Origin of the sequence: Sphingobium sp. V4, assembly GCF_029590555.1 — a bacterium.
GTDB lineage: Bacteria > Pseudomonadota > Alphaproteobacteria > Sphingomonadales > Sphingomonadaceae > Sphingobium.
This window is the reverse complement of record NZ_CP081001.1, coordinates 924,322-950,141: the sequence shown is the minus strand read 5'-3', so window position 1 is coordinate 950,141 and position 25,820 is coordinate 924,322. Positions and strand designations below refer to the sequence as shown.

Here is a 25,820-nt window from a genome sequence, read left to right as displayed (position 1 = left end):
CCATCTATCCTTGCATGGGGGAATGGCGCGAGTGACGGGGCTCGAACCCGCGACCTCCGGCGTGACAGGCCGGCGCTCTGACCAACTGAGCTACACCCGCGCAGGGCGTGCATCGCTTACCGGCCGGACGGCCGCCAGAGTCTGCAAATCTGGGAAAATCACCTCCCCTGGAAGGAAGGTGGCGCGAGTGACGGGGCTCGAACCCGCGACCTCCGGCGTGACAGGCCGGCACTCTAACCAACTGAGCTACACCCGCGCAGGGTGGCATCCATTCGCAACCTTTCGGCCGCCAGACGATGCGGATCTTCTACACCATTTCCACCTTCCGGTCAGGGAAAGTGGCGCGAGTGACGGGGCTCGAACCCGCGACCTCCGGCGTGACAGGCCGGCACTCTAACCAACTGAGCTACACCCGCGTTTGGTGTGGAAGCGCCGTCTATGAGCGTCCGCCGATGCTGTCAACCGTCCGCAACGTCAGTTTCCTCTTTCTCGTCATTTTCTTTCCGGCGTGGAACCGTCAACGTTCCCTGTTCGAACAGGAATCCCGCAATGTCGGGCGTTCCCGCCGCCGATACCACCGTCTGGAGGATGATGAGCAGCGGCACCGCCAGCAACGCGCCGGGCGTCCCCCACACCCAGCCCCAGAAGGTCAGCGACACGAGAATCAGCAGCGGATTCATCGTCAGCCGCCGGCCCAGCAGCAGCGGCGTGACGACATTGGCCTCCACCAGGTGGAAACCCACCTGCAACGCCGCGGGCAGCAGCGCCATCCACACATCGTCGAACACCATCAGCCCGCCCAGCGCCAGCAGCACCGCCGCCAGCATCGGCCCGAAATAGGGGACGAAGTTCAGCAAGGCGACGATGCCGCCCCACATCAGGGGCGACGGCATTCCGATCACCCACAGCGCCACCGCGACCGCCAGCCCCAGGCACAGGTTGATGGTGGCGATGGTGATGACATAGGCCGATGTCGCGTCGACCACATTCTGGATCACACGCGCCACCGCCATCGCGCCGTCGAAACTGCCCCGGCTGTTGATGGTCCGTCGCCGCAGCTTGGTCCAGCCGGCAAGGAAGAAATAGATAATGAGCAGCGCGAACACCATCTGGATGATCGCCGATGGGGCCGATGTGGCGGCGAATTGCAGCAGCGACCGGGGCGCCTCCACTGCCGCCGTCTGCGCCGCCGCGACCGGGCCGGTGGCCAGCATCTGCACGGTTTCGTCGACGAAGCGCTGGAGATTGGCGTAAAAGTCGATCAGCGGGGCAAGGTTCGCCTGTATCTTGGGCAGGCGCTCCGGCAGGATGCGGAACCAGTCGGTCGCCGGCACGACGATCAGCACCAGCGCGGTATTGGCGACCAGCAGGAAACCGACCATCGCGATCAGCGCCGCCAGCCCCGAAGGCAGGCCGCGCCGCTCCATCCATTCGAGCAGCGGCACCAGCGCGATCGCGATCACCAGCGCGGCGGCCAGCGGCAGGAAAAATTCCGCGCCCGCGCGCAGGGCAAAGGGCAACGCCAGGATCAGGCCGATTCCCGATGTCAGCGCGATCGACGCGAGCAGGCGGTCGCGCCGCCGATTCATTTCCTGCTGGTCCGCCGGTGTCACCTGATTCTCTCGCCCTTCGCCGACATTGGATGTGCGCCGCGCGCTGCCCCGCGTCAATTTCCAAACCATCCGCCCGCGCGGAAGGAAAACAGCGGCTTAACCAAATTTTGGGGCTTGGCGGGTTAAGCGGGCGGGCGGAACGGACGACGGGGCGGACCATGAAGGCAGGGACATTGGCGGGACCGAAGGCTTGGCTGGGGGCGCTGGCCTTGCTCGGCGCGGCGATGCCGGCGATGGCGCAGCCGCCGTTGCGGCTCGACACCCAGATGTTCGTCGAGCGCGTCACGACCGATCTCAACGGCCGCCCGCGCCGCATCCTCGCCAGCGCGAACCGCCTGACGCCGGGCGACCAGCTGATCGTCCTCCTCTACTGGCGCAACGAAGGCAGCGCGCCGCTGCGCGCCGCCGCCGTCACCCGCGCCCTGCCGCGAGGAGTGGAACTCGACCTCAGCGACCCGGCCATGCAACTGTCGGTCGATGGCGGCGTGCATTGGGGGCGGCTGGACCAGCTCTGGCTACCCACGCCGCTCGGCGGCACGCGCCGCGCCGTCGCGGCGGACATCACCCATGTCCGCTGGACCCTCCCCCCCGCCCCGGCGGGCCATGCGGGACGGCTGAGCTATCGCGCGACCATCCGCTGACCGGCAGCCAGGCTGGTCCGGGACGACCTCAAGCAGGACGGCGTCAGTCCACGAACAGGAAGGCGGGCGCTTCCAGCAGCTTCCTGACCGCCTGGACGAAGCTGGCCGCATCCCAGCCGTCGACCACGCGATGGTCGCAACTGATCGACAGGTTCATCAGCTTCGCCGCGACGATCTCCTTCCCCTTGAATACCGGGCGCTCGATCACCCGGTTGGGACCGATGATCGCCACTTCCGGCCGGTTGATGACCGGCGTCGTGGCGATTCCGCCCAGAGGCCCAAGCGACGTCAGCGTCAGGGTGGAGCCGCTCAGTTCCTCCGACTTCGCCTTGCCGCTGCGCGCCGCGTCCGCCAGGCGACGGATCTCGTTCGCAAGCTGCCAGACATTGCGGTCCTGCGCGTCGCGTATCACCGGCACCATCAGCCCCGCATCGGTCTGCGTCGCCAGCCCCAGATGCACCGAACCATGGCGCGTCACCACGCCCGCCTCGTCATCATAGCGGGCGTTGAGCATGGGAAAGTCGGGCAGCGCCTTGCAGAGGGCGACGATCAGCAGCGGCAGCATGGTCAGCTTGGGCCGGTCCCCCCGCCCGTCATTCAACTGCTCGCGCAGCGCTTCCAGCGCGGTGACGTCGATCTCCTCGACATAGGTGAAATGCGGAATATGCCGCTTGGACGCCGCCATATTCTCCGCGATGCGCCGGCGCATCCCGATGACCTTGACCACCTCGTCCGCGCGTTTCGCGCTGCGCCCGGCAGGACGATAGCCCTGGCCGGACCCATAGAGCAGATACGCGTCCAGGTCCGCGTGACGGATGCGATCCCCAGTCGGCCTCACCTGCGCCAGGTCGACGCCCAGTTCCTTCGCCCGCATACGCACGGCGGGGGAGGCGAGGATGGGTTCGGCCTTGTCCACGCTCTCCTCCCCAACCCCGTTCGGGCTGAGCCTGTCGAAGCTCGTCCCTTCCTCTCTTGCGCCTTGCCCGGAAGAAAAGGTCGGGCGTTCGACCAGCTCAGGGCGAACGGGCTTTGCCGGCGGCGTATCGACCGCCCCATCTCTCGCCATTGCAGCCTCGACGACCGCTTCGCTCGGCGGAACGACATCAGGCGTACCATCGCCCGCATCCTCGACCTCGATCTCCACCAGCATCGACCCGATCGGCACCTGGTCGCCTGCCTCGCCGGCCAGGCGCACCACCGTGCCGGCCACCGGGCTTTCCATCTCCACCGTCGCCTTGTCGGTCATCATGTCGGCGATCGGCTGGTCCTCCTCGACCCGGTCGCCGACCTTGACGTGCCAGCCGACGATCTCGGCTTCCGAAATGCCTTCGCCGATGTCCGGCAGCTTGAACGTGAACAGCGCCATGACGGTTAGTCCCTCAAAATCTTGTTGATGGCTTCGCGGATGCGAACGGGTCCGGGGAAATAGGCCCATTCCAGGCTGTGCGGATAGGGCGTGTCGAAGCCGGTGACGCGCTCGATCGGCGCCTCCAGATGGTAGAAGCAGCGCTCCTGCACCAGCGACAGCAGTTCCGCGCCGAAACCGCTGGTCCGCGTCGCTTCATGCACGATCAGGCAGCGGCCGGTCTTCTTCACCGACGCCTCGATCGCGCCGATGTCGAGCGGCACCAGCGTGCGCAGGTCGATGATCTCCGCGTCCACGCCCAGCGAGGTTACGCTATTCTCGACTACATGGACCATCGTGCCATAGCAGAGGATGGTCAGCGCCTCGCCCGCCCGCGCGATCCGCGCCTGGCCCAGCGGCACCCGATAATAGCCGGCCGGCACCTGCGCGTCCGGATGCCCGGCCCAGCTCTTGGCCGGCGTGTCATAATGGCCGTCGAACGGGCCGTTATAGATGCGCTTCGGCTCGAAGAAGATGGTTGGGTCATTATCCTCGATAGCCGCGATCAACAGCCCCTTGGCGTCATAGGGCGTGGACGGGATCACCGTCTTGACCCCCGACACATGGGTGAAGATGCCCTCGGGCGACTGGCTGTGGGTCTGCCCGCCGAAGATGCCGCCGCCGAAGGGGGACCGCACCGTCATCGGCGCGATGAACTCGCCCGCCGACCGATAGCGCAGCCGCGCCGCCTCGCTCACCAGCTGGTCGAGCGCGGGATAGATATAGTCGGCGAACTGGATTTCCGGCACCGGCCGCAGCCCGTAGGCGCCCATGCCCACCGCCACGCCGATGATCCCGCATTCGGTGATCGGCGTGTCGAACACCCGGTTCTTGCCATATTTCTGCTGGAGGCCCGCGGTCGCGCGGAACACGCCTCCGAAATAGCCCACATCCTCGCCCATCACGACCACGTCGGGATCGCGCTCCATCATCACGTCCAGCGCGCTGTTGATCGCCTGGATCATGGTCATCTGTTGCATATCAGTCATGACGCCATCCTTTCCGCGCCCCTGCGGGGGAGAGGATACGGAGCCTTGCCAGCTTGCTGGCTAGGCGAAGTTGGAGAGGGGGATTGGCGAAACGGCGCGCCTTGGACGCCCCCTCTCCAACCAGCGCTGGGCGGCACGCCGCCAAGCTCCGGTATCCTCTCCCCGTCGGGGAGAGGATATGGTCCCACCCCCTCACAGCCCGGCCGCCTTCCATTCATCCAGCATCTGCTGCTGCTGTTCCTTGAGGTGCCAGGGCATCTCCTCGAACACATCCTCGAACATGCTCTCCATCGGATGGTGCAGGCCGTGGCCCAATATGCCGTTCTTCTCCGCCTCCCGCGCGGCGTCGCGGACCATTTCGGCCAGTTCCCGGTCCATCGCCGCGTGGCGCTCCTCGTCCCAGATGCCAAGGCCGATGACATGCTGCTTCAGCCGCGCGATCGGATCGCCCAGCGGCCAGAGGCTGCTCTCCTCGGCCGAGCGATAGGCGGTCGGATCGTCGGAGGTGCTGTGCCCTTCGACACGATAGGTGAAATGCTCGATCAGCGTCGGCCCGGCGTTGGAGCGCGCCCGGTCGGCCGCCCAGCGCGTCGCGGCATGGACAGCCAGCACGTCATTGCCGTCGACCCGCAGGCCGGCAATGCCATAGCCGATCGCCCGCGCCGCGAAGGTCGTGGATTCGGCTCCAGCAAAACCTGAAAAACTACTGATAGCCCACTGATTATTAACGACATTCATGATAACAGGCGCGCGATAGACGCTGGCGAAGGTGCAGGCCGAATGAAAGTCGCCCTCCGCCGTCGATCCCTCGCCGCACCAGGTCGCGGCGATGCGCGTGTCGCCCATCGCCGCGCTCGCCATCGCCCAGCCGACCGCCTGCGGATATTGGGTGGTGAGGTTGCCGGAGATGGAGAAGAAGCCCGCCTCCCGCGCCGAATACATGATCGGCAGCTGGCGGCCCTTCAGCCTGTCGCCCTTGTTGGAATAAATCTGGTTCATCATGTCGACGATGGGCCAGTCGCGCGCGATCAATATGCCTTGCTGGCGATAGCTGGGAAAGCACATGTCGTCGCGCGACAGCGCCAGCGCCGCGCCGATCGACACCGCCTCCTCGCCGGTCGACTTCATGTAGAAACTGGTCTTGCCCTGCCGCTGCGCCCGGAACATCCGCGCATCGAACGCGCGGGTCAGCGCCATGGCGCGCAACATCCTCAGCAGGGTTTCGGGTGGCAGCTTGGGGTTCCACGGGCCGACCGCCTGCCCCTGCTCGTCCAGCACGCGGATCAGGCCATAGGCCATGTCCCGCATGTCGGCGGGCTGGGCCGCCTCGTCCGGGCGCGGCTGCGCGCCGGCCGCCGGAATCTCGAAATGGGTGAAGTCCGCGCTCTCGCCGGGCCGCGCGGGCGGCTCGGGCACATGCAGGCGCAGACGCGGCAGGTTGCGCCCCGCCTGCCCTTCAGTGCCCGCGATTCCATCGGGATCGCTCATCCTGCCTCCTATGGTGCATTGCAATAATATTGCTTGATGCAGATATTATATTTCAACGCCGCAAAAGGCAAGCCTTCCTGTCCCAATTTTCCTTTTCAGCTGTCCGGGTCGCTGTCGGGATCAGACGGCGACCGGCGCTGAAATATGGGCCTGCGGCGCATAATCGAGCACGTCGAAATCCTCGATTCGATAATCGAAAATACCCGAAGGCCGCCGATTGATCCGCAATTTCGGCGCGCCCGACGGAACCCGGTCCATCTGTTCCTCCACCAGACCGGCATGGTTCAGGTAGAGATGCACGTCGCCGCCCTGCCAGACGACCTCGCCCGGCTCCAGATCGCATTGCTGCGCCAGCATCCGGGTGATCATCGACAGGCCGAAGATATTGAAGGCAAAGCCCAATCCAAGGTCGCAGCTGCGCTGGAACAGCAGGCCGTTGAGCTTCCCGTTCGATACCTGGAACTGATAGGTCATGTGACAGGGCGGCAACGCCATCCGCGCCACCTCGGCCACATTCCATCCGGTGAAGAGCAGGCGGCGCGACCCCGGCGTCGTGCGAATCGCCTCGACCAGGTCGGCGATCTGGTTGTGCCCCTTCTCCGCCCGGCGATAGAGCCCATCGCCCGCCGGCTCGTAGCGCGGCCAGTTCACCCATTGCGCGCCATAGACCGGGCCAAGGTCGCCCCACTGCCGCGCAAAATCCTCGTCCGCGATGATTCGCGCCTCGAACGCATCGCGATCGATCGCCTCGCCCGTCGCCCGGCGATAGGCGTCGAGCGGCCAGTCGGTCCAGATATGCACCCCCTGCCGCACCAGGTCGCGAATATTGGTGTCGCCGCTCAGGAACCACAGCATCTCGCGCGCCGCGACCTTCCAGTAGACCCGCTTGGTCGTCAGCAGCGGCACCGCATCGTCCGCCAGCGAGAATCGCATCGTCGCCCCCAGCACGGACCGGGTACCCACACCGGTCCGGTCCACCCGCTCGTCGCCATGGCGCCAGACATGCCGCATCAGATCCAGATATTGCTGCTCATAATGGGGCGCGGCGACGGAAGGCATGTCGGTCAAGGCAAAGTCCTGCGGAAATGAGTCTGGTCGCCCCGGCTGTAACCCAGCCAGTGGGGGGACGCCAATCTCGTCGTCATAATGGAGCGATCAGCTCGCACTTCGCACCGGAACGGACGGGCTTGCCCCTCCCCGGCGGCCGGAGGGTCGCGCAGGATCGGCCCATGGGTGCCGACGCCGGATTGATGCTCGCGATTCTCGATCAGGACTGGCGGCCGCGCCGCCTCCTCCCATTGCGCGCGGACTGGAGCTTGCTCGTCCGGCATGTCCTCGCCGAAGATGGCAAATGGCTCGCCGTGCTCCAGCAGCGTCCACCGCATGACACGCCGCTGCCGCGCGCGACCGACATCCGCCTGACCCGCGCGCTCGCCCGCAGTCTCCGGCCGCTCGACCTGCGTCTCGCCGACCATGTCATCCGCGCCGGCCCCACCCGTTTCAGCTTCCGCGGCGCGGGCCTGCTCTGACCTGTGCAAAAAAAGCGTCATTGCCGCTTGCCAGCCCGGAAAGCCCTCTCTATAGGCGCACTCCTGCCTTACGGGGCCGCCCACAAAGCGGTCTCGGCATCGGTCGGGGAATAGCTCAGCCTGGTAGAGCACTGTCTTCGGGAGGCAGGGGCCGGAGGTTCGAATCCTCTTTCCCCGACCACATTTATTAAGCATTTCGTCCTCCATGGATGATTTTAAGTCCGGTGATGCTCCGGCGAAAGGCGCCGGGAGCCTTCACCTCAATCTCGTCGATAATCTGCTCTGTCACAGCCAGGGCATTGGTCAGGTAACCCGCCTCGAACGCCGCATAGATGTCGGACGTTTTCGAGTGGACCCGGTGGCCCAGCATCATCTGCCCTTCCACCCAAAGCGCCTCACCCAGGCGACTGCGCGCAAGCTTCGCGATCGACCGGCGAATCAGCTTCTGCCCGGTCTCGCCGTCGCGCGGCAGGCGCAGTTCCTCCTGCATCCCCTCGAACGCCGTGCGAATCGATAGCGGCCCGACATAGAAGCCGATGGGCGCAGCCTTGAGGTGCTCGACCAGCTGGTGAGCCACCGGCACGACCGGGCGATACTTCTTCGTCTGCGGCCGGCCACGCGGGTTGAGCGCAAGGGCGCGGATATCGGGATACCACTGCCGGCGCTCGGGATCGGTCGACACATCATAGGCGGCGTCCGGCCGGCACCAGGTCGCGACGCTCACGCGCAGGAAGCGCAGCAGTGCCTCCCGGTAGGCAAGCTGGCGGTCATAGGCCTTGTCGCTCATGCCGGCGGCGCGCGGAGGCCGGAGGCAATAGTTGAACATCTCGGCGAGCTTGGTAATGTCGGCGCGATATGCCGGCGTCTCGCTCACCTCGTCCGGCTTCTTCGCCTGGAACGCGGCGGCATAGGGCGTATCGCCGCGGCCGTTGGCATGGTTGATCGCGGCACTCAGCGCGCGGACCGACCCTTCCACAGTGCCGGCGGTGCGATCGCCCAGCACCTTGCCCGCCGTCGATACGACCGGCACCTCGAAAGCCCAGTCGCGGAAATCGTCGATCCACTCCTCGTTGACCTGGTCGCAGGTCGTATCCAGCCGCTCGGTCTCGATCAGATAATTGGACACATGCGCCAGCCGCGCCTTGATCGAGGTGAGCGACGGCTTCTTGCGCACCGAGATCAGATAGTTGGACATGGCGTCGACCAGCGGATGCGGCGGCGCGCCGACCACGAGCTGGCCGCATGCCGCGCAGATGAGTTGCCCGCGTTCCCGCTCTACGTAGAGGGCGTCGAGCTTTTCCTCGGCCTGCCCGACATCCGCTGTGCCCGTCGATCGCGACCGGACGCGTCGGCGCTCGACGTCGTACCAGAAGATGTAGAGATGGGGGGAGCGGAGCGAGCCGTCCGACCGACGGTCCCATCCGAGCCAGTATTTTGGTCGCCCGAGGTTGGTTGTCCCCCTGGTATAGAGCGGCTCTTCATGGTGCGGGTCAGGCATTGTTCTCTCAGCAATTTGGCGTTTTCGGTCTGGACGAGGTCGTTGACGCCGATCGCGACAAGCAGATCGAGGTCGTTCGCTTCGAGGCGGATGCCTCGTCCATTGAGGATGGCGCGCTGCATGCGCTCGGCGATCTCGGGGAGAGCGGCGCTCATGCCTGATCCTCCCTCACATCCATCTCGTTGCGGATATCGCTGGCCAGGGCGTCGAACAGCACGGCATCGTGCTTGGCGAGCGCCCAGCCCGCGACGCCACTGTCAGCCTGCTCGCGCAGCTTCTTTGCGCGCGCCTCAATGAAGTCGGCGATGCTGTCGCGATCGCTCACGGCTTCACCTCCCGGATGGCGGGCAACCGATAATGACCTGCTTCTGCAAGCCTTATCCGATCCGCCATGATGGCAAAGACTTCCTCGTTCGATCGGCATTCGATGCCCTTGATCGGTCTCCGCATGTCGAGATAATCGACTCCCCTCTCAGCCGCCTCCAACCGATCCAGCAGGGCTTCGATATGGGTGCGCGACATGGCGATAAAATCAGCGTTTGCCTTGATGCTGGACATGTCGCCGTTGCTACCGGGCGTTGCCATGAAGCAAACGCGCCAGTCTCCCCGTGCATCATGGATGACGAGACTATCGCCATCGCCATATTTTACGACCTCCCACGGCCCCGGCGTCGCCTTCGCGATCAGAGATCGCAACTCCTGGATGATGTCAGTCATGCCGCCTCCTCCATCAACACAAGGGCAATCAGGTCGCCGATCGTCTCGGCCGCCAGGACGTCGGCATCCTCGATCGGTAGGCCGCGCAGGATCTGGAGATGGAAGGCGATCCACAGACGGCGAAACTCGGTGGCGCGGATCAGCCCGTCATCGTCGGCCAGCTTGACCGGGATGAAGAGATGCGCGGCGATCACGATGCGCGCGGCGTGGACCGGATCGACGCCCGGCTGGAACGCGTCGGCCAGGAACGGCAGCGGCTGGCGCTCTCTATCGCGGTTACAGTCGCGGCACCAGCCGGGCTCCCCGCACTTCGACGTCATCCATTTGCCGTCGGCCTGCAGATATTCGTGGCAGACATCGATCCAGTCGCGGCGGACGCGGACATCATTGCACATCGGTCGGCTCCTCGATCGGCAGGGCCAGCTGCGCCACCTCGATGCAATGGTTCGCCATCGCTTCCAGGATCTTCACGGCCTTCTTCATCGACGCGGCGCGCCGGTTCTTGTCCTGCTTGCGCATCCGGCCGGAGTTGCGGAGCACGTTGCGGCCAGTCAGGTGCATCTCGTCGCGGTTGCCCCATGCGGGCCCGTCGATGATGGCGGCGATGGTCTGGGCGATGTCGGTCATTGGACTGCTCCCTCGACACTGACGTCATCGATATCCGGATCATCGGCGTCAATCGAACCATCCTCGTCGAAGCGGTTCTCCGCGATCTTCAGCGCCTCCTCTTCCGTCGCGGCCTCGACGTCGTAATAGACGGTATCGGCCGACCGCCAGGAATAGGCGATGCGAACCGTGAAAGTCTGGAGTTCACCCTCGTTCCAGATACGCTTCGGCTTAACGCCGTAATGCTTCTCAAGCGCCTGTTCGCTCTGAGGGAAAGGCATGGCGGCTATATCGTGCAGGGATGGCTTGCTCATCACGCCGCACCTCCGATCGAAGCCCGGAACGCCCGGCCGGCGTCCGTCACGTGGATGAAGCGGTCGCGCCGATCCGCACCCGTGCGCCGCTCCAGCAGCCCTTCCCGCTCCATGCGATTGAGCGCACGGGTAATGACGGGCTTCTCGACCATGATCGCGGCCGCCATTTCCTTGACGCGCAGCGGCTGGCGCGCGTCCATGGCGACGCCGATGATGGCGAGCTGGCGCGCGGTCAGGTCGATGTAGGAGGGCGACCGTACGAAGGTCAGCGCCTGGTCGATGAGGTCAGCCATTGGCCGTCTCCGCTTCTTTCTGCTTGAGCATGTTCTGCGCCCACATGTTGATGAAGCCCCGACAGAGGCGCATTCTCGCCGTGTCCTTGCCGTCGGCGGGATAGGCAAAGCCGTTGTCGTTCTGGGGATCGATCGGCACGCCTTTGTGGCAGAAGAACTGACCACCAGCCTTCAGCGAGGCCATCGTCTTCTTCCATTCCTCGGTATCGCCCTGCTCCGGAGATCCCGGGCGGAAAGCGCAGTTATTGCAGGGCTCGATAAACGAGGCGTAGCGCTCTTTGGGATCGATGGTGTCGGCCGGGTCGAACGGCTCCCAGATCGTCTGGCAGTTGTGACAACCGCGAATGACACGCGCGTAGAACCCGCCCGGGCTCGGCGCATCGATATCGACAGTCCGACGCGACGCGCAGCGAGGGCACTGGTCCGCGCCCTTCATCGACCGCGCCCCTTCACTCGACCAATGCAGATCTCCAAAAAGAGGCCAAGCCATTCGAAGGCGATCGATGTGCCGACCACTTCATTATAGACGGCCTCGGGATCGCTAAGCGAACCGCCGCCCCAAGGCCCGACGCTGATGCGCGGGATAAGGATGATAGGCGAGCGCATCAGAACGGGATCTGATCGCAGGTCGGGCACAGACAGCCGAGCGGATGCGCCTGGCCGAAATCCTCCCGCTCCACCATTTGCGCGCGAACGCGGGTGGCGGGTGCCAAGACGAACACGTCGTGCCCGGGGTTTAGGCGCGCCACGCGCTCCGCTTCGCCCTCGGCGACATCGCGCGCGGTGTGGCATTTCATCGGCGGCTTGCCGCTCGGCCGCCACACCATGAAGAACGGTGGCGCTTGCTCAACCTCGGGCGTCACGTCGACCACCGGCTCGGCCATCAGGCGGCGCAAGCGGATCAGCCGTGTCAGCGCGATATTCGCAAAATCGATCATCGGACCTGTGATCCTGTTGGCGGCCGGCCCGCCTCGAAGGCCGGCCGCTGGGGGTTAGGCGACGTCATTGGGGGCGGACGTCCGAGGCCTTGGGGGTTCGTTAATTCCTGCGGGGCGTGGTCGGCGGGGGCAGCGGCTTGCGCCGGTCACCCTCGACATGGACGCGACCCCAATGCTCGGCGCCCTGACGCGGGAGCGGCTGGAGCGGGACGGGAACGGGCTTAGCCACGGCTCGCCTCCCACGCTGCCAGCGCCTCAAGCGCCTGTTCCCGTGCGCCAGCCGCGCCGATCGACGGGGCAATGCCGTCAGCCAGGTCGGCGTCGACAGTGGCGGTCAGCAGCCGATTGAGCGCGCGGGCCAGCAAGGTCGGGACATCGCCCGCGATCGGGCCGGGCGACACCGGCGCGTCGGTGCCCAGCACACGCTGGACGGGGAAGCCGATTACATCCACGACGCGACATTCCGGGCGATGGCATAGAACAGGACGCCGAAGGCAACGACGCCGCCGGCGATCATGACCACCTCATGCCAGAGGTTCGCGGTCCAGATCTGGGAGATATGGCGCTTGCGATATTCGGGCGTGCCGACGGTGAAGGCTGCAGCGCGCGGCACCGGGCGGCCGAACTGGCGCAGATAATCCTCCGCCCAGGCAACGACGCCCTCTTCCTGCCCGTCCGGCATGCCCAGCGCATGAGCCAGCCGCTCAAGGCGCAGCCAGGCGTCCTCGAAGTCCTGCACAGCATGCGCGCTGTGGACGTCGCACAGATATTGCGTGAGCCAGTCCAGCTCGACGGAGGCAATGTCAGCCTCGATGCCTTTGGGGAAGGAGCCGGCGCGAAGCGTCGCGGCAGTGATGAGAGCGAGCATATGGCCTCCCGTTGATTACGGAACCATATCTATATGCGCATGCGGATAACGTCAAACGCAAAATATGCGGATGCGCATTTTTATTTTCTCAGTCTCAGGTCGCCGTAAACGGTCCGTTATTATGGGTGGAAGAAATTGGTTTCCTACACGTTCAGCATCATGTGATGAGAACGAACAGAGAACGATGGAGTCGGATCCCGTTATGATTCTTGCACAGCCGGCATGCGTTGAAGGGTGCGCGCCATGCGTTATGGGTTGCGCGGTCCTGCCTTCGCGCCTCCTTTGGTGGGAGCGAGAGATAGAGCGCCTATGCCAGGAGCGGTCGCTGCAGCCGAACTGTCTGACGGTCCGCCGTGCTTTAGAAGGAGCGCTAGCCTGTCACGAAGGCTTGAAGCAACAATTGGCGGATAGCCCGAGAGCGGCGTTCCAGGCGGGACTTCCTGCAATGCGTCGGCGATCATCTGCTGGAAGTCGGCTTCATTAGGAAGCCCCTCCTTGTCACCCATCGCCACCAGCGCGTCTAGTGGCGTGGTGATCAGCTGCTCGATCGTGACGTCGGCAATCGAGGCCAGCGCCAAAAGGTTCTCCGGCTTCGGGTCAGACCCCTTTTCCCAGCGCACGACTGTCGATTGCCCAACGCCGACCTTTTCGCCGAACTCGGTCTGGTTCGCGAATTTGCGCCGCAGGGCTTTAATGTTCTCAGACAGCACGGTCATCCCCGCCAAATAATTGGAGGAGGTATGATTCACCAATCCGCTCACGCATAATTGCATTTGACGTCATATCCGCATGCGCATAGTGATTAACTATGAGCGAGATTAAAGCCATCCGTGACAGCCTTGGCCTTACCCAGGCCCAGCTTGCCGTCAAACTGGGAGTGACCCAGTCGAGCGTGTCACGTTTCGAAACGGGCGAAATCATCCCGGACCGCCGCACCATCCTTGCAATGCAAGCGCTTCAAGCTTCGACCGCGCCCGCCTCAGATGGCGAACAGTTGGCCAGCACCGAAGAGGCGGGAGGTCCGTCCTGATAATTCGTGGGCGCATATTGCAGTGCAATACATGGCCCTGTCCAGAGAATAATCACTCTTTGTTCACCCATCGTTCCATTTTTGTACAGCGGGGACCACATGTCTGAGGGCAGCATCGCAGCGGACCAGCTTCGTCTTCTGATCGAGCGGATCGAGCGGCTGGAGGAAGAGAAGAAGGGGATCAGCGACGACATCAAGGACGTCTATCTGGAAGCCAAGGCGACCGGTTACGACGCCAAGATCATGCGCCAGATCATCCGACTGCGCAAAATGCCGGCCCACGACCGCCAGGAAATGCAGGCGGTGCTGGAGACTTATCTCTCCGCGCTCGGCATGGAAGACGGCCCCGGCCGCCAGCCGGACATGTATGAAGGCCATGACGGCCGGCCAGAGCCGAGCAGGCCCGCCCCTGCCCCGACGGCAGACGACGCGGAACGCTTCACCGCCGCGCTCAGCCTGGTCGTGGATCATCAGAACGCGTCCACGTCCTGGCTGCAGCGTCAGATGCGCATCGGCTATAACAGCGCGCAGCGGCTGATCGAGGAACTGGAGCGCAAGGGCGTGGTGGGCCCGCCCAACCATATCGGCAAGCGCGACGTGCTGATTTCGGCCGGCGGGCAGCCCGCGATCGCGATCGCGACGGCATGAGTGCACTTCCCTACGCAGACATGGCAGCTATGCACATGTGGGCTAGCCTCATCATGGCGCGCGAGCCGGATTTCATCATCGGTGACAATTACATGCGCCGCTGGTGGGTGATCCCGCGCAACAAGTCCTGCAATGTCTATCTGCACGAAATTCTGCACTCCGACGATGACCGGGCGATGCACGATCATCCCTGGGCCAACACCAGTCTGGTGATCGCTGGCAGCTACATCGAACACACGCCGGAGGGAGCATTCGTCCGTCGCGCTGGCGATGTCGTTCAACGTTCCGCAGAATCGCTGCACCGCCTAGAGGTGATCCCCGGCGAACGGGCGATTTCTCTGTTCATGACCGGCCCTGTCGTTCGCGAGTGGGGCTTTGCTTGCCCGAACGGCTGGGTTCATTGGCGGGAGTTCGTGGATGACCGCGATACTGGCCAGATCGGTCGTGGTTGCGGAGAGGTGGCCGGCTGATGCTCGACGTCACCACACCCACGGTCGTGACGATGGAGCATGCCACGCTCTATCTCGCCGATGCCTATGCGCTGTTGCCCCGCCTCGGCTGGGTGGACGCGATCGTCACCGATCCGCCCTATGAGTTCAACACCTCGGGCGGCGGCAGCTTCCGGGAACAGCGTGGCCATACCGACCAGATCGCCGAAGAGGGACTGGATCAGGGCTTTGACCATTCGATCATCAATTCCCTGCTCTGCGGTTCCGTCGTCGTGTTCTGCCACAATGATCAGGTGCCTGCGCTGTCGGCCTATCTACAGGGCAGCTTCAGCAGGTCGGTGCTGTGCATGTGGATCAAGGCGAACCCCATGCCGATGGCGAACAAGCATTATGTCGCCGACGCCGAGATCTATTTCCACGCCTGGAACCGCGACCATCATCCGCAGGGATCGCTTGCAGAGAAGAAGCGCCATGTGCGCAGCCAGGTCGGGCGCGGCGGGAAATACGGTCATGCCACGGTGAAGCCCGACACGGTGATGGACAAGATCATCACCAACGTCGCCGGCAAGGTCATCTGCGATCCGTTCATGGGCACCGGCTCCACCGGCGTCGCGGCGGTGAAGGCCGGCCGGACGTTCATCGGGATCGAGCACAACCCCAAGCATTTCGCCACCGCCGTCGAACGGCTGCGGCTGGCCCATGAGCAGCGCGTCCACGCGCCACCCTGATTCCAGTTACCCCCTTTCGGCATGCAGCCCGGACGCCGCGTCGGCCCGGGTGAAAACAAGGCCACGATGTCCCGCCGGCTGGTTCGTACTCCTAGCCGGCAGGGGCCAAGCGGTTCGATCTGGGGGCAAGGCTACTGCCGCAAATCGTGGTCACCGACGCACATTTTTGAGGAGATCATCATGGAATCGAAGTCTCTGGAAACCACCGAAGCGGAATGCGCTGAAGGTCGGACCGCCCCGCGCGTCTCGCTGACCGACATCAAGGCGAAGATCGCGAGCGAATATTATTTCAATGCCGGCGATCTCGCCCGCAAGTTCAGCCATCCGGAACACGCATCGCTCGATGTTCTGACGATCTGCCTGGTTGTGCTCGATAACGGCTTCACGATCATCGGCAAGTCGGCGCCGGCCAGCGCCGCAAACTTTGACGAAGCGCTGGGCCAGAAGCTCGCTTACGAGGACGCGGTTCGCCAGATCTGGCCGCTGATGGGCTTCGCCTTGCGCGAGCAGCTGCAGCAGCGCCTCATCGACGGTTTGGAGGGCTGATCTGACCGGACCCCGGCCATGCGCCGGGGCGAGGCTGAGATCAGCGGGTGCCTTATGAAAATCGAACTGCCCTTCCCTGCCAAGATCCTGTGGCCCAACGGTCGCGGGCATCATATGCGCAAGCATAAGGCGGCCAAGACGCACAAGGGCTGGGCCCGCGCTGCCGCGCTGGCCGAGCGCGCCAGCGCGCCCGAAGGCCAGTCCCTGCACCTCGTCGTCACCTTCCATTGCAAGCCGTCTGGCCCACTGCCCGACAAGGACAACGCCGGCGGCAGCATCAAGGCCTATCAGGACGGTATTGCCTGGGCGCTTGGCATCGACGATCGCCACTTCGGCCAGCCTGTCGTGCTGTTCGGCGACCGCTGCCAATATGGCAAGGTCGTGATCGAGGTTGTCGCGGGATGAGCTGGGAGGCCGAGAACTGGGCGCGCCAACAGCGCACCGGTGACCCCGTCACCAAGGCGGTGCTGGTGGGCATCGCTAACTGGATGAACCCCAAGGGCGACGAGTGCCAGGTGTCGATGCGCCGGCTGGCGGACGAGGTCGAAATCTCGGTCCGCACGGCGCAACGCCATGTCCAGCGGCTCGCGGAACTGGGCTTCATCGTGAAGTCCGACGCGGTGCGCAGCGATGGCGGACAGGGCTGGAACAGCTTCAGATTCCCCGGCTACAAGCCGCCCCGCGTCAGCCATGTGGAACCGCCTGCAAAGGCCGATACCCCCCATGACAATTTGACAGGGGGGGAGGGTGACAAATTGACACCCCCCCATGACAGATTGACGCCCTCCCCCGCGACAGATTGTCATGGGGAGGGTGACACAGCTGTGTCATGGGAAGGATCTGATAAGGATAATAATAAACCCCCTATAGCCCCCCAGGGGGCCAAAGACCCTGCCGAGAAGCGAAATCGGGGAAGTCGGATTCCAGCTGATTGGAAACCGCCAGCGCTCAGCGACCTCCCGCCAGCCGCCAAGGCCAAGGCCCGCCAATGGCCTACCGGCGCCTACGAGGCCGAGGCGGAGGCGTTCCAGAACTTCTGGCTTGCGGAGGCGAGCGGCCGCGCCAGCAAGCTCGACTGGGACAAAGCCTGGTGTACCTGGATCAATCGATCGACGGGGCAGATCCTGCGCGATGCCCGCTCCGGCGTCCAGCACAGCGCACCCTCGTCCACACCCCGCCCTGCCCTGCCAGCCAAGGCCCACGACACCAGCCGCGAGAACGGCGCGGCGGCGAAGATCCGCACGCTGGTCAAGGCGAAGCTCGGCGACCAGCAATATGACCGCTGGGTCGCGCCGTCCCGCCTGGACATCGATGCCGGCACGATGACGGCCGTGGCGGTCAGCAGCTTCGCCAGCAACTATTTGCGCGACAATTTCGCCAACGACTTGGCGCAGGCGATGCACGCGGTGCTTGGCCCCGACGCCGAACTGCGCTTCGCCAATGAAACACCGGCAGCATGACAGGGGGACGACATGGTCGAACGTAAGCAATATTGCCGCCAGTGCGAGGCGCGCGTCACCCTGACCGAAGCCAGCCGCTGCGCGTCGCGCTTCTGCAAGGTCAAGCAGGACTGGCCGGTCACGTCTGCCCGGTACACCTCGCCCGAGCTGCTGGCCGTCGTGGCGAATGCTGAGCTGGTTATCTGCCGGCTGATCTTCCGCGCGGCCGATGGCAGCAGCGATAAGGTGGCGGCAATCCGGGGATCATCTACCGCGCGCGGGTTGTGCGACATTCGCATGGCCATCATTCACGAGGCGAAGCGCCTGGAATATTCCTATCACAAGATCGCCCGTGCCATGAACCGCGCCCATCCCACAGTCATGCACGGCCACCGCATTTCGCGCCGACTCTATGTCGATGATGCCGACTTCCGCGCCCGCTGCGACGCGCTGTCCGTCGAGGCTGCATGAAACTCGCAGGCAAACAGGCAAGGTTCGTCGAGGAATATATCGTCGATCTCAACGCGGCCGCCGCCTACCGGCGCGCCGGCTACAAGGCACGCGGCAACTCGGCCGAAGCCAGCGCGTCCAAATTGCTCAGACATCCTAAGGTTGCCGCCGCGATCGCCGCCGCCCAGTCCGAACGTTCCGCGCGCACCGAGATCACCGCCGACATGGTGCTGCAGCGCTGGTGGGATATCGCCATGGCTGAGCCGAACGACCTGATCCAGCTGCGTCGCATCTGTTGCCGGCACTGCTACGGCATCGACTTTGCCTATCAGTGGATCGACGCGGACGAGTTCAACGCGGCGCTCAAGGCGGCCGCCATGGTGGAAAATGCGGACCCGCGCACCTTTCCGACCGATGATGGCGGCTATGGCTTCAACAAGACGCTGACGCCACACAGTGATTGTCCGCAATGTTGGGGCGAGGGCCGCGAAGACGTGTTCGCTCATGACACCAGGTATCTGCGCGGCCGTGCGCGGATCCTTTATGCGGGCGTCGAGATCACGCGCGAAGGGCTCAAGATCAGGATGAAGGATCAGGACAAGGCCCTGGAGAATGTCGCTAAGCATCTGGGCATGTTCAAAGAGAAGATCGAGGTCGATGCCGGCGAGAACATCGCTGCGCTGATCGCCGCGCGTCGAGCGAAGTTCATGAAAGGAAATGAGCAATGAGCGTGATTGGTCGATCCTACATTGTCGTGGACGCCAACGGTACTGTCGTGGGCACCGATTGGCGCATCAATGACCTATCGATTAAAGGGGCCGCCAACGCGATCGCCTGGTCGATGGGAACCAGCCCGTTCACCGTCTATGCCCGCGACGATAACGCAGCTGTGTTTGGCTATGTCGGCGACGCTGAGGCGCCATCCTTCATCGACGACAATATCTCGCCTGATCTGGGGCGGCCGTGGGCAGGGACGGGCACTGGCTCGCCTGTTCAGACGCAGGAAGCCAAGTCGCCCAACCGCCTGGCAAAGGCCGACTGACGGACATCGATGAAAAATGCCCCGTGCACCAGTGACGATGCGCTGTTGGCGGAGGCGATCGGCGATTTCACGCACGATCCGCTAGGGCATGCCCTTTTCTCCTATCCGTGGGGAGAAAAGGGCACAGCTCTCGAAAAGCATCCCGGCCCGCGCATCTGGCAGCGCGAAGTGCTCGAAGAGATAGGTGAGCACCTATCGAACCCTGAAACCCGATTCACGCCGCTTATGATCGCCCGCGCGTCGGGACATGGCATCGGCAAGTCCGCGCTGATCTCCATGATCGCAAAGTGGGCGCTCGACACCTGCGACGACTGCAAGGTTGTCATCACCGCCAACACTGAACCCCAGCTGCGCACCAAGACGATCCCGGAGGTCGCGAAGTGGGCGCGCATGGCGATCACTGCCACCTGGTTCAAGATAACCGCGTCCGCCCTCGCCTCGACCGTGCCGGGGCACGAGAAGAGCTGGCGGCTCGATGCGGTCACCTGGTCGAAAGAGAATACTGAAGCGTTCGCCGGCCTCCATAACGAGGGCAAGCGCATCGTCATTATCTATGACGAAGCGTCCGGCATCGATGACAAGGTGTGGGAGGTGACGCTCGGCGCGCTGACCGACGCTGACACCGAGATTATCTGGATCGCATTCGGCAATCCCACCAAAAATACCGGCTGGTTCCGCCAATGCTTCGGCAAGCTGCGCAACCGGTGGAAGACGAAGCAGATCGACAGCAGGACGGTAGAAGGCACCAACAAGGCCTATCTTCAGGAACTGGTCGACACCTATGGCGTGGACAGCGACATCGTAAAGGTCCGCGTTCGTGGCATGTTCCCGTCGGCATCCTCCATGCAGTTCATAGGCGCTGACCTCGTTGAGGCGGCGCGCGCGCGCTCGCCCGTCGTCCTGCGCACAGATCCCGTCATCTTCGGCGTCGACTGCGCTCGCTTCGGCGATGACAGCAGCGTGCTTGCCATCCGCCAGGGCCGTGACGCTCGCTCGCGGCCGTGGAAGCGCTGGAACAAGGTGGACACGATGACGCTGGCCGGCGACATCGCGATCGAGGCGATGAAATGGCATCCCGACGCGATTATGGTCGACATCGGTGCCATGGGTGCCGGCGTGGTCGATCGGCTGCGTCAGCTGCTGCCGGACACGCTCGTCGTCGAGGTCGCCTTCGGCGGCAAGGGCCGCGACGCGACATGGTCGGCCAATGTGCGCGTTCGCACCGCCAACAAGCGATCCGAGATCTGGACGTCCATGCGCGCCTGGCTTGAGCATGGCGCGATCCCTGATGACCAGGCGATCGAGGACGATCTCATCGGGCCGGAATATGGCTATGACGCCGACCAGCGCATCGCGCTTGAAAAGAAGGAGCATATGAAGGCGCGCGGGGTCGCATCGCCTGACAATGGCGACGCCCTCGCGTGCACCTTCGCCGAGCCGGTCGCGCCGCGCGCCCTGCCTGCTTCGCTTAATCCCGCCAATTATGGGTTTGCACAGAACGGTGATCGCTACGCCGGCGATGATGGATTTGCTGACGATCGATACGCCTGACTTCTACCACCAGCACATTCTAGCGGCACGGGCAGCAGCGTATCTGATTGGCCATGTGCATGCCCAAAGCCCCGAAAGCCACGACCGTCCCGGAGCGCCAGGCTGCGCAGATGCCGGAAACCGACGCGGCCAGCCGCTCCAACGATGACGCCCGCCGACGGCGCGGCTTCTCGTCCCTGATCCTGACCGGTAATAGCGCATCCACCGCCGCCGCGCCGTCGACCACCACGACCGTCCTCGGCGCGTAATGGCCACGCTGAGCTTGAACCCTCAAAAGGAGCTCACGCTCAAGGATCACGTGAAGGCCCGCGCCGCCACGATGCTGGCGCTGGTCGATTGCGAGAAGGCCGAATGGCATGAGATCGCCCTCTACTCCGGCTATCCGATCACCGACGGGCTGATCTCCAATCAAGCAGGCCGCCGACGCCCCAAGTCGCGCCCGCTCTATGATGGCCATTCCATCCGCGTCTTTCGCTATGTCGAGAGCGGCCTCTACAGCGGCAACAGTTCGCCCAACCGCCCCTGGTTCAACTTTGCCCTGAAGCGCGATCGCGGCGGGCAGTCCACGGCGACACAGGCAACAAAGGTCTGGTTCGGCACTTGCGTGTCGATCCTCTCGATGATCTTCGCCGGGTCGAATTTCTATCGCGTCGTCCGCTCCAACTATGGACAGCTCGGCCGCTTCGGCAATGCCGCGGCGATCATGGACGATGACGATGAGTTCGGAATCAACTGCATCGGCCTTAAGATCGGCGAATTTGCCTGCGACGTGAACCGCAAGGGCAAGGTCGACACGCTGCTCCGCTGGGTGCAGATGACGACGCGGCAGCTGGTCGACGGCTATGTCCGCCAGCTCGATGGCTCGATGGACTGGTCGCTCGTCCATCCGTCGGTGCAATCGGCGTGGAACAGCTCCAGCTATACCTCCACCTTCACCGTCTATCAGCTGATCGAGCCCAACAGCGAATATCGCGAAGGCGCCTGGGCCGCCGCCGGCATGAAGTGGCGCTCGGTCAAGTGGATGGAGTGCGACACCGACAAGCGCCGCCTCCTGGAGAACCGGGGTTATATCGAGCAACCCTTCTGGGTCGCGCGCTGGGCTGTCGATGGCACCGACGTGTGGGCGACTGGCCCCGGTCGCGACGCCCTGCCCGACATGCGCGAGTTGCAGGCCCAGTCCAAGCGCAAGGGCGAAGTGACCGACATGGTCGTGAAGCCCCCAACGCAGGGCCCGCGCGACTTCAGGATGCGGCCGGGGCAGCACACGGCGCTTGCGAGCGTCGACGCCGGAAAGGTCGAGGTCGTTTATGAAGCGCCCTATCAGGCGATCAACCTCGTTGGGCAGGATGTGCAGGAATGCCGCCGGGCGATCAGCGAGGCGACCTATGCCGACCTGTTCATGGCCATCACGGAGCGCGACGGTGTCCAGCCGCTCAATGACCTCGAAACCCAGCTGCGCAACGACGAGAAGATGACGCAGCTCGGACCGGTGATCGAGAGCATCAATGTCGACATGCTCAAGGTCGCGGTCGAGCGCGCCTTCGGAATCGCGGTGCGCGGCGGCCTGTTCCCCCCGCCACCTGAAGAGCTGGAAGATGAAGAGCTCGATATCGAGTTTATCTCGGTCCTGGCGCAGGCGCAGAAGATGATGGGAGCCGGCCAGACGGAGCGCAGCCTGGCCTTTGTGGGGGCTGTTTCCCAGTTCCAGCCCGACGCGATCGACCTGGTCGACGGTGACGCGTTGGTCCGCGATCACTGGGAGCGCAGTGCGGCGCCTGCCGTGGGCATGCGTGACCAGTCGGTGGTCGACCAGATCCGCGCCAATCGGCAGCAACAGCAACAGCAGGAACGCATGGCAGCGATGGCCCAGCCGGCAAAGGCCGGCGTCGAGGCCGCTGCCCTGCTCAATGAGATCGGCCAGCAATGAGCAAGGTGATCGAAGAGCAGGAATTGCGCGACCTGGTAGAAGTTCGGGCTTTTCGTCGATTTCTTTTCAGGATCGTCGAGAGCGCCGGTATCGCCATCCCAGCCACCAAGGACGACACATCCCTTCGATTGGAAGGTCGGCGCGCCTTGGGGTTGGAAATTCTCGGATGGGTCGAAGCGGCATTGCCGCATGCGACGGGGAGCGCACAGCCGCTTGCCGCGCTCAACCTCGCCATATCCGAGGCTCTTGCCCCCAAGGAGAAGCGCAGTGAACGTCGGAATCGATATGAAGATCAGTCGGAGGATTAACCTCCTCGCCCGCACGGCGATGACGCCCATGGAACGGCGCGTCGGCCGCTTCTTGCGTGCGCCTGATCATGATGCTGGTACAGGCGGCGGCGCGGCAGGTGATCCCCCCGCAGCCGATCCTGCCGCAGGCCCGGCTGGCCAGTCCGATCCCGCGCTGGCCGGTGACGGCGTGACGCTGCTCGGCGCAGATCCCGAACCCAAGGCAGACCCTGATCCCGCTGCCGATCCGGAAGGAGGTGATCCCAAGTCTCCCGAAGAGGGAGGCGATAAGGGCGAAGATCCTGCCGCCTCCCTTCTCGGTGCCCCTGAAAAGTACGAGTTCGACCTCGGCGAGGGCATGACCTTTGACCAGGAAGCATTCGACGCCATCGAGCCGGTGCTGCGCGATATGGATCTGAGCCAGGACGCGGCCAACAAGATTATCGGCGGCTATGCTGAAAAGGTCATGCCGGTGCTGCAGCAGCGCGCTGAAGCGCAGGCCGCCGAAGCCGGCCAGCAGCTTATCGCCGACTGGGCGAAGGAGACGCTGGCGGACGCGGAAGTCGGCGGCGCGCGGCTCAACGAGAGCAAGGCGCTCGCGGCCCGCACGATCGGCCGCTTCCTGCCCAATGACAAGGAAGGTCAGCAGTTCCGCACCTTCCTCAACGAATCCGGCCTCGGCAATCACCCCCAGATGATGCGCATGCTGTCGCGCATCGGGCGTGAGCTGGGCGAAGCCAAAGCAGATCCGGGGAATGGGGGCGGCCGTGCCTTGACCACCGAAGAGAAATTCTACGGCCGGAAAGGATAATATATGGCTGTTCTCGCATCGAACGTTCCGACGCTGATCGACGTCGTCAACCAGCTTGCCCCCGATGGGTCGCAGCTGGAGATCGCCGAAGTTCTCAAGCAGACGAACCCCATCCTGGAAGACATGACCTGGATGGAAGGCAATCTGGTCACGGGCCACAAGGACAGCGTGCGCACCTCGCTGCCCGAAGGTAGCTGGCGCTCGCTGAATGCCGGTGTGCCGATCACGAAGAGCGGCACCACGCCGATCGAAGAGACCTGCGCAGTGCTCGAAGACTATAGCCAGGTCGACGCTGAAATCGCCAAGCTGTCGGGCAATGTCGACGGTTACCGGCTCAAGGAAGGCCGCGCGCACATTCAGGGCAACGGCAACAAGATGGCCCGCACCCTGATGTACGGCAACACCGCCGCCGGCGATGGCTTTACGGGCTTTGCCAACCGCTTCAGCACGCTGAACGCCGCAAACGACCAGAAGGCCGGGCAGATTCTAGACTGCGCGGGGACGGGCACGAAGCTTCGCTCGATCTATCTGATCGGCTGGAGCCACGACACGGTCACCGGGATCTATCCCAAGGGCACCATTGGCGGCCTGCAGCATGAGGACGTGACCACGCCCGGCGCCGGCACCGATACGATGGTGCTGCGCGACGCGGCTGGTAACCCGTATCAGGGTTACATGGACCACTGGATCTGGCGCACGGGTCTCATGGTCAAGGACTGGCGCTATGTCGTGCGCGCCGCGAACATCGATATCGACACGCTGGTCAAGAACAAGGCCACCGGCGCCGACATCGAGGACATCATGACCCAGATGGTCGAGATGATCGAAAGCCTGGAGGGCGTCCGCGCGGCGTTTTACGTACCTCGCGAGCTCTCCGCCATGCTTCGCCGCCAGATGAACAACACGAAGGGCACGTTCCTGTCGTGGGATGAAGCCGGTGGCAAGAAGGTCATGAACTTCGGCGAAGTGCCGGTGCGCCGCACCGACGCGCTGAAGGTCAATGAATCGCGCGTCGTCTAAGCGCCGGACAGGAAAGGAAAGAACGACCATGTATAAGGACGCACAGCTCCGCCTGTCCAACGCGCAGGCGCTCACCACGGGGACGCAGGTCTCCACCAACAGTATCGACCTCCTGGTGTCCAAGCGCAATCTGGGCCGTAATCTCGGCCTGCGCATGTACATCAACGTCGATGTGACCTTCGCCGGCGGTACCAGCGTGCAGCCCCAGATCATCGAGAGCGACAACGCCGACCTGTCGTCGCCCACGGTGCTGGCAACCGGACCCACTCGCGCAGAAGCCGCGCTAGTCGCCGGCCAGCCGGTCTGGGACATGGCCATGCCGGACACGACCAAGCGCTACATTGGCGTCCAGTACGTCAATGTCGGCACCCACACGGCTGGCGCGGTGTCGGCGCACCTGGTTGCGGGCACCGACTATGCCAACAATCTGCCCGCCTGGACGGGCCGTTAAGGAGAACGGATGATGACCAAGCTGCTCGATCATGACAGCTTCATCGGTGGCGTCTTCTACAAGGCTGGCTCGCCGGTACCGCCCAAACAGTCGGTGCCGGCGCAGGTGGCGCCTACGGACGAACTGACCGCAGATATGACCGTCGATGAGCTGATCGACTTCTTCCGCAATGGCCACGGGCCCAAGGGCGCCGCGGCCATCGTCGATCGCCTCGATGTGGCAGGCCTCGACATCGCGGATCTCAAGTCGAAGCTGGACGCACGCAACAGCAGCGACACCGACGCGGCCCAGCTGATCGCCGACGCCAACAAGGAGCGCGATGAAGCGCTGGCGGAGGTCGCCCGTTTGGAGACCGAACGGAGCGGCGCCGCGACCGAGCGTGATGCGGCGATGCAGGCGATCGAGGATCTCACGAAGGAGCGTGACGATCTGAAGGATCAGCTGGCCGACGCGGTCGCGGCGGCTTCGGCAGCAGCCAAGCCGGCAACCAAGGCGAAGTAACGTTCGAGCGTTTGCCGGGGGAAAGGGCGGTCCGTCAAAAG

38 protein-coding genes, 4 tRNA genes and 1 pseudogene are annotated in these 25,820 nt (G+C 64.1%); 22 read left to right on the top strand and 21 right to left on the bottom strand.

Annotated elements, in window-relative coordinates; genetic code table 11:
* Nucleotides 1–23 precede the first annotated feature (23 nt).
* The 4 genes from K3M67_RS05005 to K3M67_RS04990 all read right to left on the bottom strand — a co-directional run bounded on the left by K3M67_RS05005 (nt 24) and on the right by K3M67_RS04990 (nt 1,589).
* Nucleotides 24–100: transfer RNA gene (locus tag K3M67_RS05005), tRNA-Asp, on the bottom strand.
* Between the two features lie 79 nt (nt 101–179).
* A tRNA-Asp gene (locus tag K3M67_RS05000) sits at nt 180–256 on the bottom strand.
* A gap of 83 nt (nt 257–339) precedes the next feature.
* Nucleotides 340–416 (bottom strand) — tRNA-Asp (locus K3M67_RS04995).
* A 42-nt stretch (nt 417–458) separates the two neighbouring features.
* Nucleotides 459–1,589 carry an AI-2E family transporter gene (locus K3M67_RS04990; RefSeq protein WP_443018149.1) on the bottom strand — a complete coding sequence of 377 codons (1,131 nt, stop codon included), beginning with the start codon at nt 1,587–1,589 and terminating at the stop codon, nt 459–461.
* A 182-nt stretch (nt 1,590–1,771) separates the two neighbouring features.
* Between K3M67_RS04990 and K3M67_RS04985 the strand changes: the two genes are divergently transcribed.
* Entirely contained in the window at nt 1,772–2,254 is a 483-nt protein-coding gene (locus K3M67_RS04985; RefSeq protein ID WP_285832464.1) for a hypothetical protein, read from the top strand.
* 43 nt (nt 2,255–2,297) lie between these two features.
* Here the strand turns inward: K3M67_RS04985 and K3M67_RS04980 are convergent, their stop codons facing one another.
* The 4 genes from K3M67_RS04980 to thyA all read right to left on the bottom strand — a co-directional run bounded on the left by K3M67_RS04980 (nt 2,298) and on the right by thyA (nt 7,195).
* Nucleotides 2,298–3,620: a dihydrolipoamide acetyltransferase family protein gene (locus K3M67_RS04980; RefSeq protein WP_285832463.1), complete on the bottom strand. Its 1,323-nt coding sequence runs from the start codon at nt 3,618–3,620 to the stop codon at nt 2,298–2,300.
* A 5-nt stretch (nt 3,621–3,625) separates the two neighbouring features.
* On the bottom strand, nt 3,626–4,630 hold the full coding sequence (locus K3M67_RS04975) for an alpha-ketoacid dehydrogenase subunit beta (protein ID WP_285832892.1): 1,005 nt from the start codon (nt 4,628–4,630) through the stop codon (nt 3,626–3,628).
* Nucleotides 4,631–4,840: 210 nt separating this feature from the next.
* Nucleotides 4,841–6,136 carry a 3-methyl-2-oxobutanoate dehydrogenase (2-methylpropanoyl-transferring) subunit alpha gene (locus K3M67_RS04970; protein WP_285832462.1) on the bottom strand — a complete coding sequence of 432 codons (1,296 nt, stop codon included), beginning with the start codon at nt 6,134–6,136 and terminating at the stop codon, nt 4,841–4,843.
* Between the two features lie 120 nt (nt 6,137–6,256).
* Nucleotides 6,257–7,195 (bottom strand): thymidylate synthase, encoded by a 939-nt coding sequence (gene thyA, locus K3M67_RS04965; RefSeq protein WP_285832891.1) that lies wholly within the window; start codon nt 7,193–7,195, stop codon nt 6,257–6,259.
* 170 nt (nt 7,196–7,365) lie between these two features.
* On the opposite strand from thyA, the gene K3M67_RS04960 reads away from it, so the two are divergent.
* Together K3M67_RS04960 and K3M67_RS04955 are read left to right on the top strand one after the other, a co-directional pair.
* Nucleotides 7,366–7,665 carry a JAB domain-containing protein gene (locus tag K3M67_RS04960; protein WP_066855716.1) on the top strand — a complete coding sequence of 100 codons (300 nt, stop codon included), beginning with the start codon at nt 7,366–7,368 and terminating at the stop codon, nt 7,663–7,665.
* A 104-nt stretch (nt 7,666–7,769) separates the two neighbouring features.
* Nucleotides 7,770–7,846: transfer RNA gene (locus K3M67_RS04955), tRNA-Pro, on the top strand.
* A 6-nt stretch (nt 7,847–7,852) separates the two neighbouring features.
* On the opposite strand, the gene K3M67_RS04950 is transcribed toward K3M67_RS04955, so the two are convergent.
* The 13 genes from K3M67_RS04950 to K3M67_RS04890 all read right to left on the bottom strand — a co-directional run bounded on the left by K3M67_RS04950 (nt 7,853) and on the right by K3M67_RS04890 (nt 13,660).
* A complete protein-coding gene (locus K3M67_RS04950) occupies nt 7,853–9,163 on the bottom strand; it encodes a hypothetical protein (protein WP_285832461.1) in 1,311 nt (436 codons plus the stop codon).
* A gap of 151 nt (nt 9,164–9,314) precedes the next feature.
* Complete coding sequence (locus tag K3M67_RS04945) at nt 9,315–9,488, bottom strand: hypothetical protein (protein WP_285832460.1); 174 nt, start codon at nt 9,486–9,488, stop codon at nt 9,315–9,317.
* Complete coding sequence (locus K3M67_RS04940; RefSeq protein ID WP_285832459.1) at nt 9,485–9,880, bottom strand: hypothetical protein; 396 nt, start codon at nt 9,878–9,880, stop codon at nt 9,485–9,487. Before K3M67_RS04940 ends, K3M67_RS04945 begins: the two co-directional genes overlap by 4 nt.
* On the bottom strand, nt 9,877–10,275 hold the full coding sequence (locus K3M67_RS04935) for a hypothetical protein (RefSeq protein ID WP_285832458.1): 399 nt from the start codon (nt 10,273–10,275) through the stop codon (nt 9,877–9,879). Before K3M67_RS04935 ends, K3M67_RS04940 begins: the two co-directional genes overlap by 4 nt.
* On the bottom strand, nt 10,265–10,507 hold the full coding sequence (locus tag K3M67_RS04930; RefSeq protein ID WP_285832457.1) for a hypothetical protein: 243 nt from the start codon (nt 10,505–10,507) through the stop codon (nt 10,265–10,267). Before K3M67_RS04930 ends, K3M67_RS04935 begins: the two co-directional genes overlap by 11 nt.
* The gene (locus K3M67_RS04925) at nt 10,504–10,800 is read right to left on the bottom strand and encodes a hypothetical protein (RefSeq protein WP_285832456.1); all 297 of its coding nucleotides are present in this window, start codon (nt 10,798–10,800) and stop codon (nt 10,504–10,506) included. Before K3M67_RS04925 ends, K3M67_RS04930 begins: the two co-directional genes overlap by 4 nt.
* Complete coding sequence (locus K3M67_RS04920; protein ID WP_285832455.1) at nt 10,800–11,093, bottom strand: MarR family transcriptional regulator; 294 nt, start codon at nt 11,091–11,093, stop codon at nt 10,800–10,802. The genes K3M67_RS04925 and K3M67_RS04920 overlap by 1 nt, the downstream gene beginning before the upstream one ends.
* Complete coding sequence (locus K3M67_RS04915) at nt 11,086–11,529, bottom strand: hypothetical protein (RefSeq protein WP_285832454.1); 444 nt, start codon at nt 11,527–11,529, stop codon at nt 11,086–11,088. The genes K3M67_RS04920 and K3M67_RS04915 overlap by 8 nt, the downstream gene beginning before the upstream one ends.
* Nucleotides 11,530–11,698: 169 nt before the next feature.
* Nucleotides 11,699–12,031, bottom strand: coding sequence for a hypothetical protein (locus K3M67_RS04910; protein WP_285832453.1), 333 nt, complete (start codon nt 12,029–12,031; stop codon nt 11,699–11,701).
* Between the two features lie 100 nt (nt 12,032–12,131).
* Nucleotides 12,132–12,260: a hypothetical protein gene (locus K3M67_RS04905; RefSeq protein ID WP_285832452.1), complete on the bottom strand. Its 129-nt coding sequence runs from the start codon at nt 12,258–12,260 to the stop codon at nt 12,132–12,134.
* Nucleotides 12,253–12,483 (bottom strand): hypothetical protein, encoded by a 231-nt coding sequence (locus K3M67_RS04900; protein ID WP_285832451.1) that lies wholly within the window; start codon nt 12,481–12,483, stop codon nt 12,253–12,255. The genes K3M67_RS04905 and K3M67_RS04900 overlap by 8 nt, the downstream gene beginning before the upstream one ends.
* Nucleotides 12,474–12,899, bottom strand: coding sequence for a hypothetical protein (locus K3M67_RS04895; RefSeq protein ID WP_285832450.1), 426 nt, complete (start codon nt 12,897–12,899; stop codon nt 12,474–12,476). The genes K3M67_RS04900 and K3M67_RS04895 overlap by 10 nt, the downstream gene beginning before the upstream one ends.
* Before the next feature lie 248 nt (nt 12,900–13,147).
* On the bottom strand, nt 13,148–13,660 hold the full coding sequence (locus K3M67_RS04890) for a helix-turn-helix transcriptional regulator (RefSeq protein ID WP_285832449.1): 513 nt from the start codon (nt 13,658–13,660) through the stop codon (nt 13,148–13,150).
* 47 nt (nt 13,661–13,707) lie between these two features.
* Here K3M67_RS04890 and K3M67_RS04885 point away from each other — a divergent pair, with 47 nt between their 5' ends.
* From K3M67_RS04885 to K3M67_RS04795, 19 genes and pseudogenes are all read left to right on the top strand, one after another.
* Nucleotides 13,708–13,929, top strand: coding sequence for a helix-turn-helix domain-containing protein (locus K3M67_RS04885; RefSeq protein ID WP_285832448.1), 222 nt, complete (start codon nt 13,708–13,710; stop codon nt 13,927–13,929).
* A gap of 99 nt (nt 13,930–14,028) precedes the next feature.
* Nucleotides 14,029–14,268: pseudogene (locus tag K3M67_RS04880) on the top strand (DUF2312 domain-containing protein); the annotation flags it as partial.
* Complete coding sequence (locus K3M67_RS04875; RefSeq protein WP_353051173.1) at nt 14,263–14,577, top strand: DNA translocase FtsK; 315 nt, start codon at nt 14,263–14,265, stop codon at nt 14,575–14,577. The pseudogene K3M67_RS04880 and the gene K3M67_RS04875, both read left to right, overlap by 6 nt.
* A gap of 53 nt (nt 14,578–14,630) precedes the next feature.
* Nucleotides 14,631–15,047: a cupin domain-containing protein gene (locus K3M67_RS04870; protein WP_285832447.1), complete on the top strand. Its 417-nt coding sequence runs from the start codon at nt 14,631–14,633 to the stop codon at nt 15,045–15,047.
* Nucleotides 15,047–15,754, top strand: coding sequence for a DNA-methyltransferase (locus K3M67_RS04865; RefSeq protein WP_285832446.1), 708 nt, complete (start codon nt 15,047–15,049; stop codon nt 15,752–15,754). The genes K3M67_RS04870 and K3M67_RS04865 overlap by 1 nt, the downstream gene beginning before the upstream one ends.
* 66 nt (nt 15,755–15,820) lie before the next feature.
* On the top strand, nt 15,821–16,300 hold the full coding sequence (locus K3M67_RS04860; RefSeq protein WP_285832445.1) for a Gp49 family protein: 480 nt from the start codon (nt 15,821–15,823) through the stop codon (nt 16,298–16,300).
* A gap of 54 nt (nt 16,301–16,354) precedes the next feature.
* On the top strand, nt 16,355–16,705 hold the full coding sequence (locus tag K3M67_RS04855) for a hypothetical protein (protein WP_285832444.1): 351 nt from the start codon (nt 16,355–16,357) through the stop codon (nt 16,703–16,705).
* On the top strand, nt 16,702–17,760 hold the full coding sequence (locus K3M67_RS04850) for a DnaA N-terminal domain-containing protein (RefSeq protein ID WP_285832443.1): 1,059 nt from the start codon (nt 16,702–16,704) through the stop codon (nt 17,758–17,760). Before K3M67_RS04855 ends, K3M67_RS04850 begins: the two co-directional genes overlap by 4 nt.
* Before the next feature lie 12 nt (nt 17,761–17,772).
* A complete protein-coding gene (locus tag K3M67_RS04845; protein WP_285832442.1) occupies nt 17,773–18,210 on the top strand; it encodes a hypothetical protein in 438 nt (145 codons plus the stop codon).
* Nucleotides 18,207–18,917: a terminase small subunit gene (locus K3M67_RS04840; protein ID WP_285832441.1), complete on the top strand. Its 711-nt coding sequence runs from the start codon at nt 18,207–18,209 to the stop codon at nt 18,915–18,917. Before K3M67_RS04845 ends, K3M67_RS04840 begins: the two co-directional genes overlap by 4 nt.
* Nucleotides 18,914–19,231 (top strand): hypothetical protein, encoded by a 318-nt coding sequence (locus K3M67_RS04835; protein ID WP_285832440.1) that lies wholly within the window; start codon nt 18,914–18,916, stop codon nt 19,229–19,231. Before K3M67_RS04840 ends, K3M67_RS04835 begins: the two co-directional genes overlap by 4 nt.
* A gap of 9 nt (nt 19,232–19,240) precedes the next feature.
* The gene (locus K3M67_RS04830) at nt 19,241–20,782 is read left to right on the top strand and encodes a terminase (protein ID WP_285832439.1); all 1,542 of its coding nucleotides are present in this window, start codon (nt 19,241–19,243) and stop codon (nt 20,780–20,782) included.
* Nucleotides 20,783–20,841: 59 nt separating this feature from the next.
* Entirely contained in the window at nt 20,842–21,030 is a 189-nt protein-coding gene (locus K3M67_RS04825) for a hypothetical protein (protein ID WP_285832438.1), read from the top strand.
* 50 nt (nt 21,031–21,080) lie between these two features.
* Nucleotides 21,081–22,709 (top strand): portal protein, encoded by a 1,629-nt coding sequence (locus tag K3M67_RS04820; RefSeq protein ID WP_285832437.1) that lies wholly within the window; start codon nt 21,081–21,083, stop codon nt 22,707–22,709.
* The gene (locus K3M67_RS04815; protein WP_285832436.1) at nt 22,706–23,017 is read left to right on the top strand and encodes a hypothetical protein; all 312 of its coding nucleotides are present in this window, start codon (nt 22,706–22,708) and stop codon (nt 23,015–23,017) included. Before K3M67_RS04820 ends, K3M67_RS04815 begins: the two co-directional genes overlap by 4 nt.
* 169 nt (nt 23,018–23,186) lie before the next feature.
* Nucleotides 23,187–23,807 carry a hypothetical protein gene (locus K3M67_RS04810; RefSeq protein ID WP_285832435.1) on the top strand — a complete coding sequence of 207 codons (621 nt, stop codon included), beginning with the start codon at nt 23,187–23,189 and terminating at the stop codon, nt 23,805–23,807.
* A 3-nt stretch (nt 23,808–23,810) separates the two neighbouring features.
* The gene (locus K3M67_RS04805; protein WP_285832434.1) at nt 23,811–24,827 is read left to right on the top strand and encodes a major capsid protein; all 1,017 of its coding nucleotides are present in this window, start codon (nt 23,811–23,813) and stop codon (nt 24,825–24,827) included.
* A 28-nt stretch (nt 24,828–24,855) separates the two neighbouring features.
* On the top strand, nt 24,856–25,278 hold the full coding sequence (locus K3M67_RS04800) for a Bbp16 family capsid cement protein (protein ID WP_285832433.1): 423 nt from the start codon (nt 24,856–24,858) through the stop codon (nt 25,276–25,278).
* Nucleotides 25,279–25,287: 9 nt separating this feature from the next.
* A complete protein-coding gene (locus tag K3M67_RS04795) occupies nt 25,288–25,779 on the top strand; it encodes a hypothetical protein (protein ID WP_285832432.1) in 492 nt (163 codons plus the stop codon).
* Nucleotides 25,780–25,820: the final 41 nt, after the last annotated feature.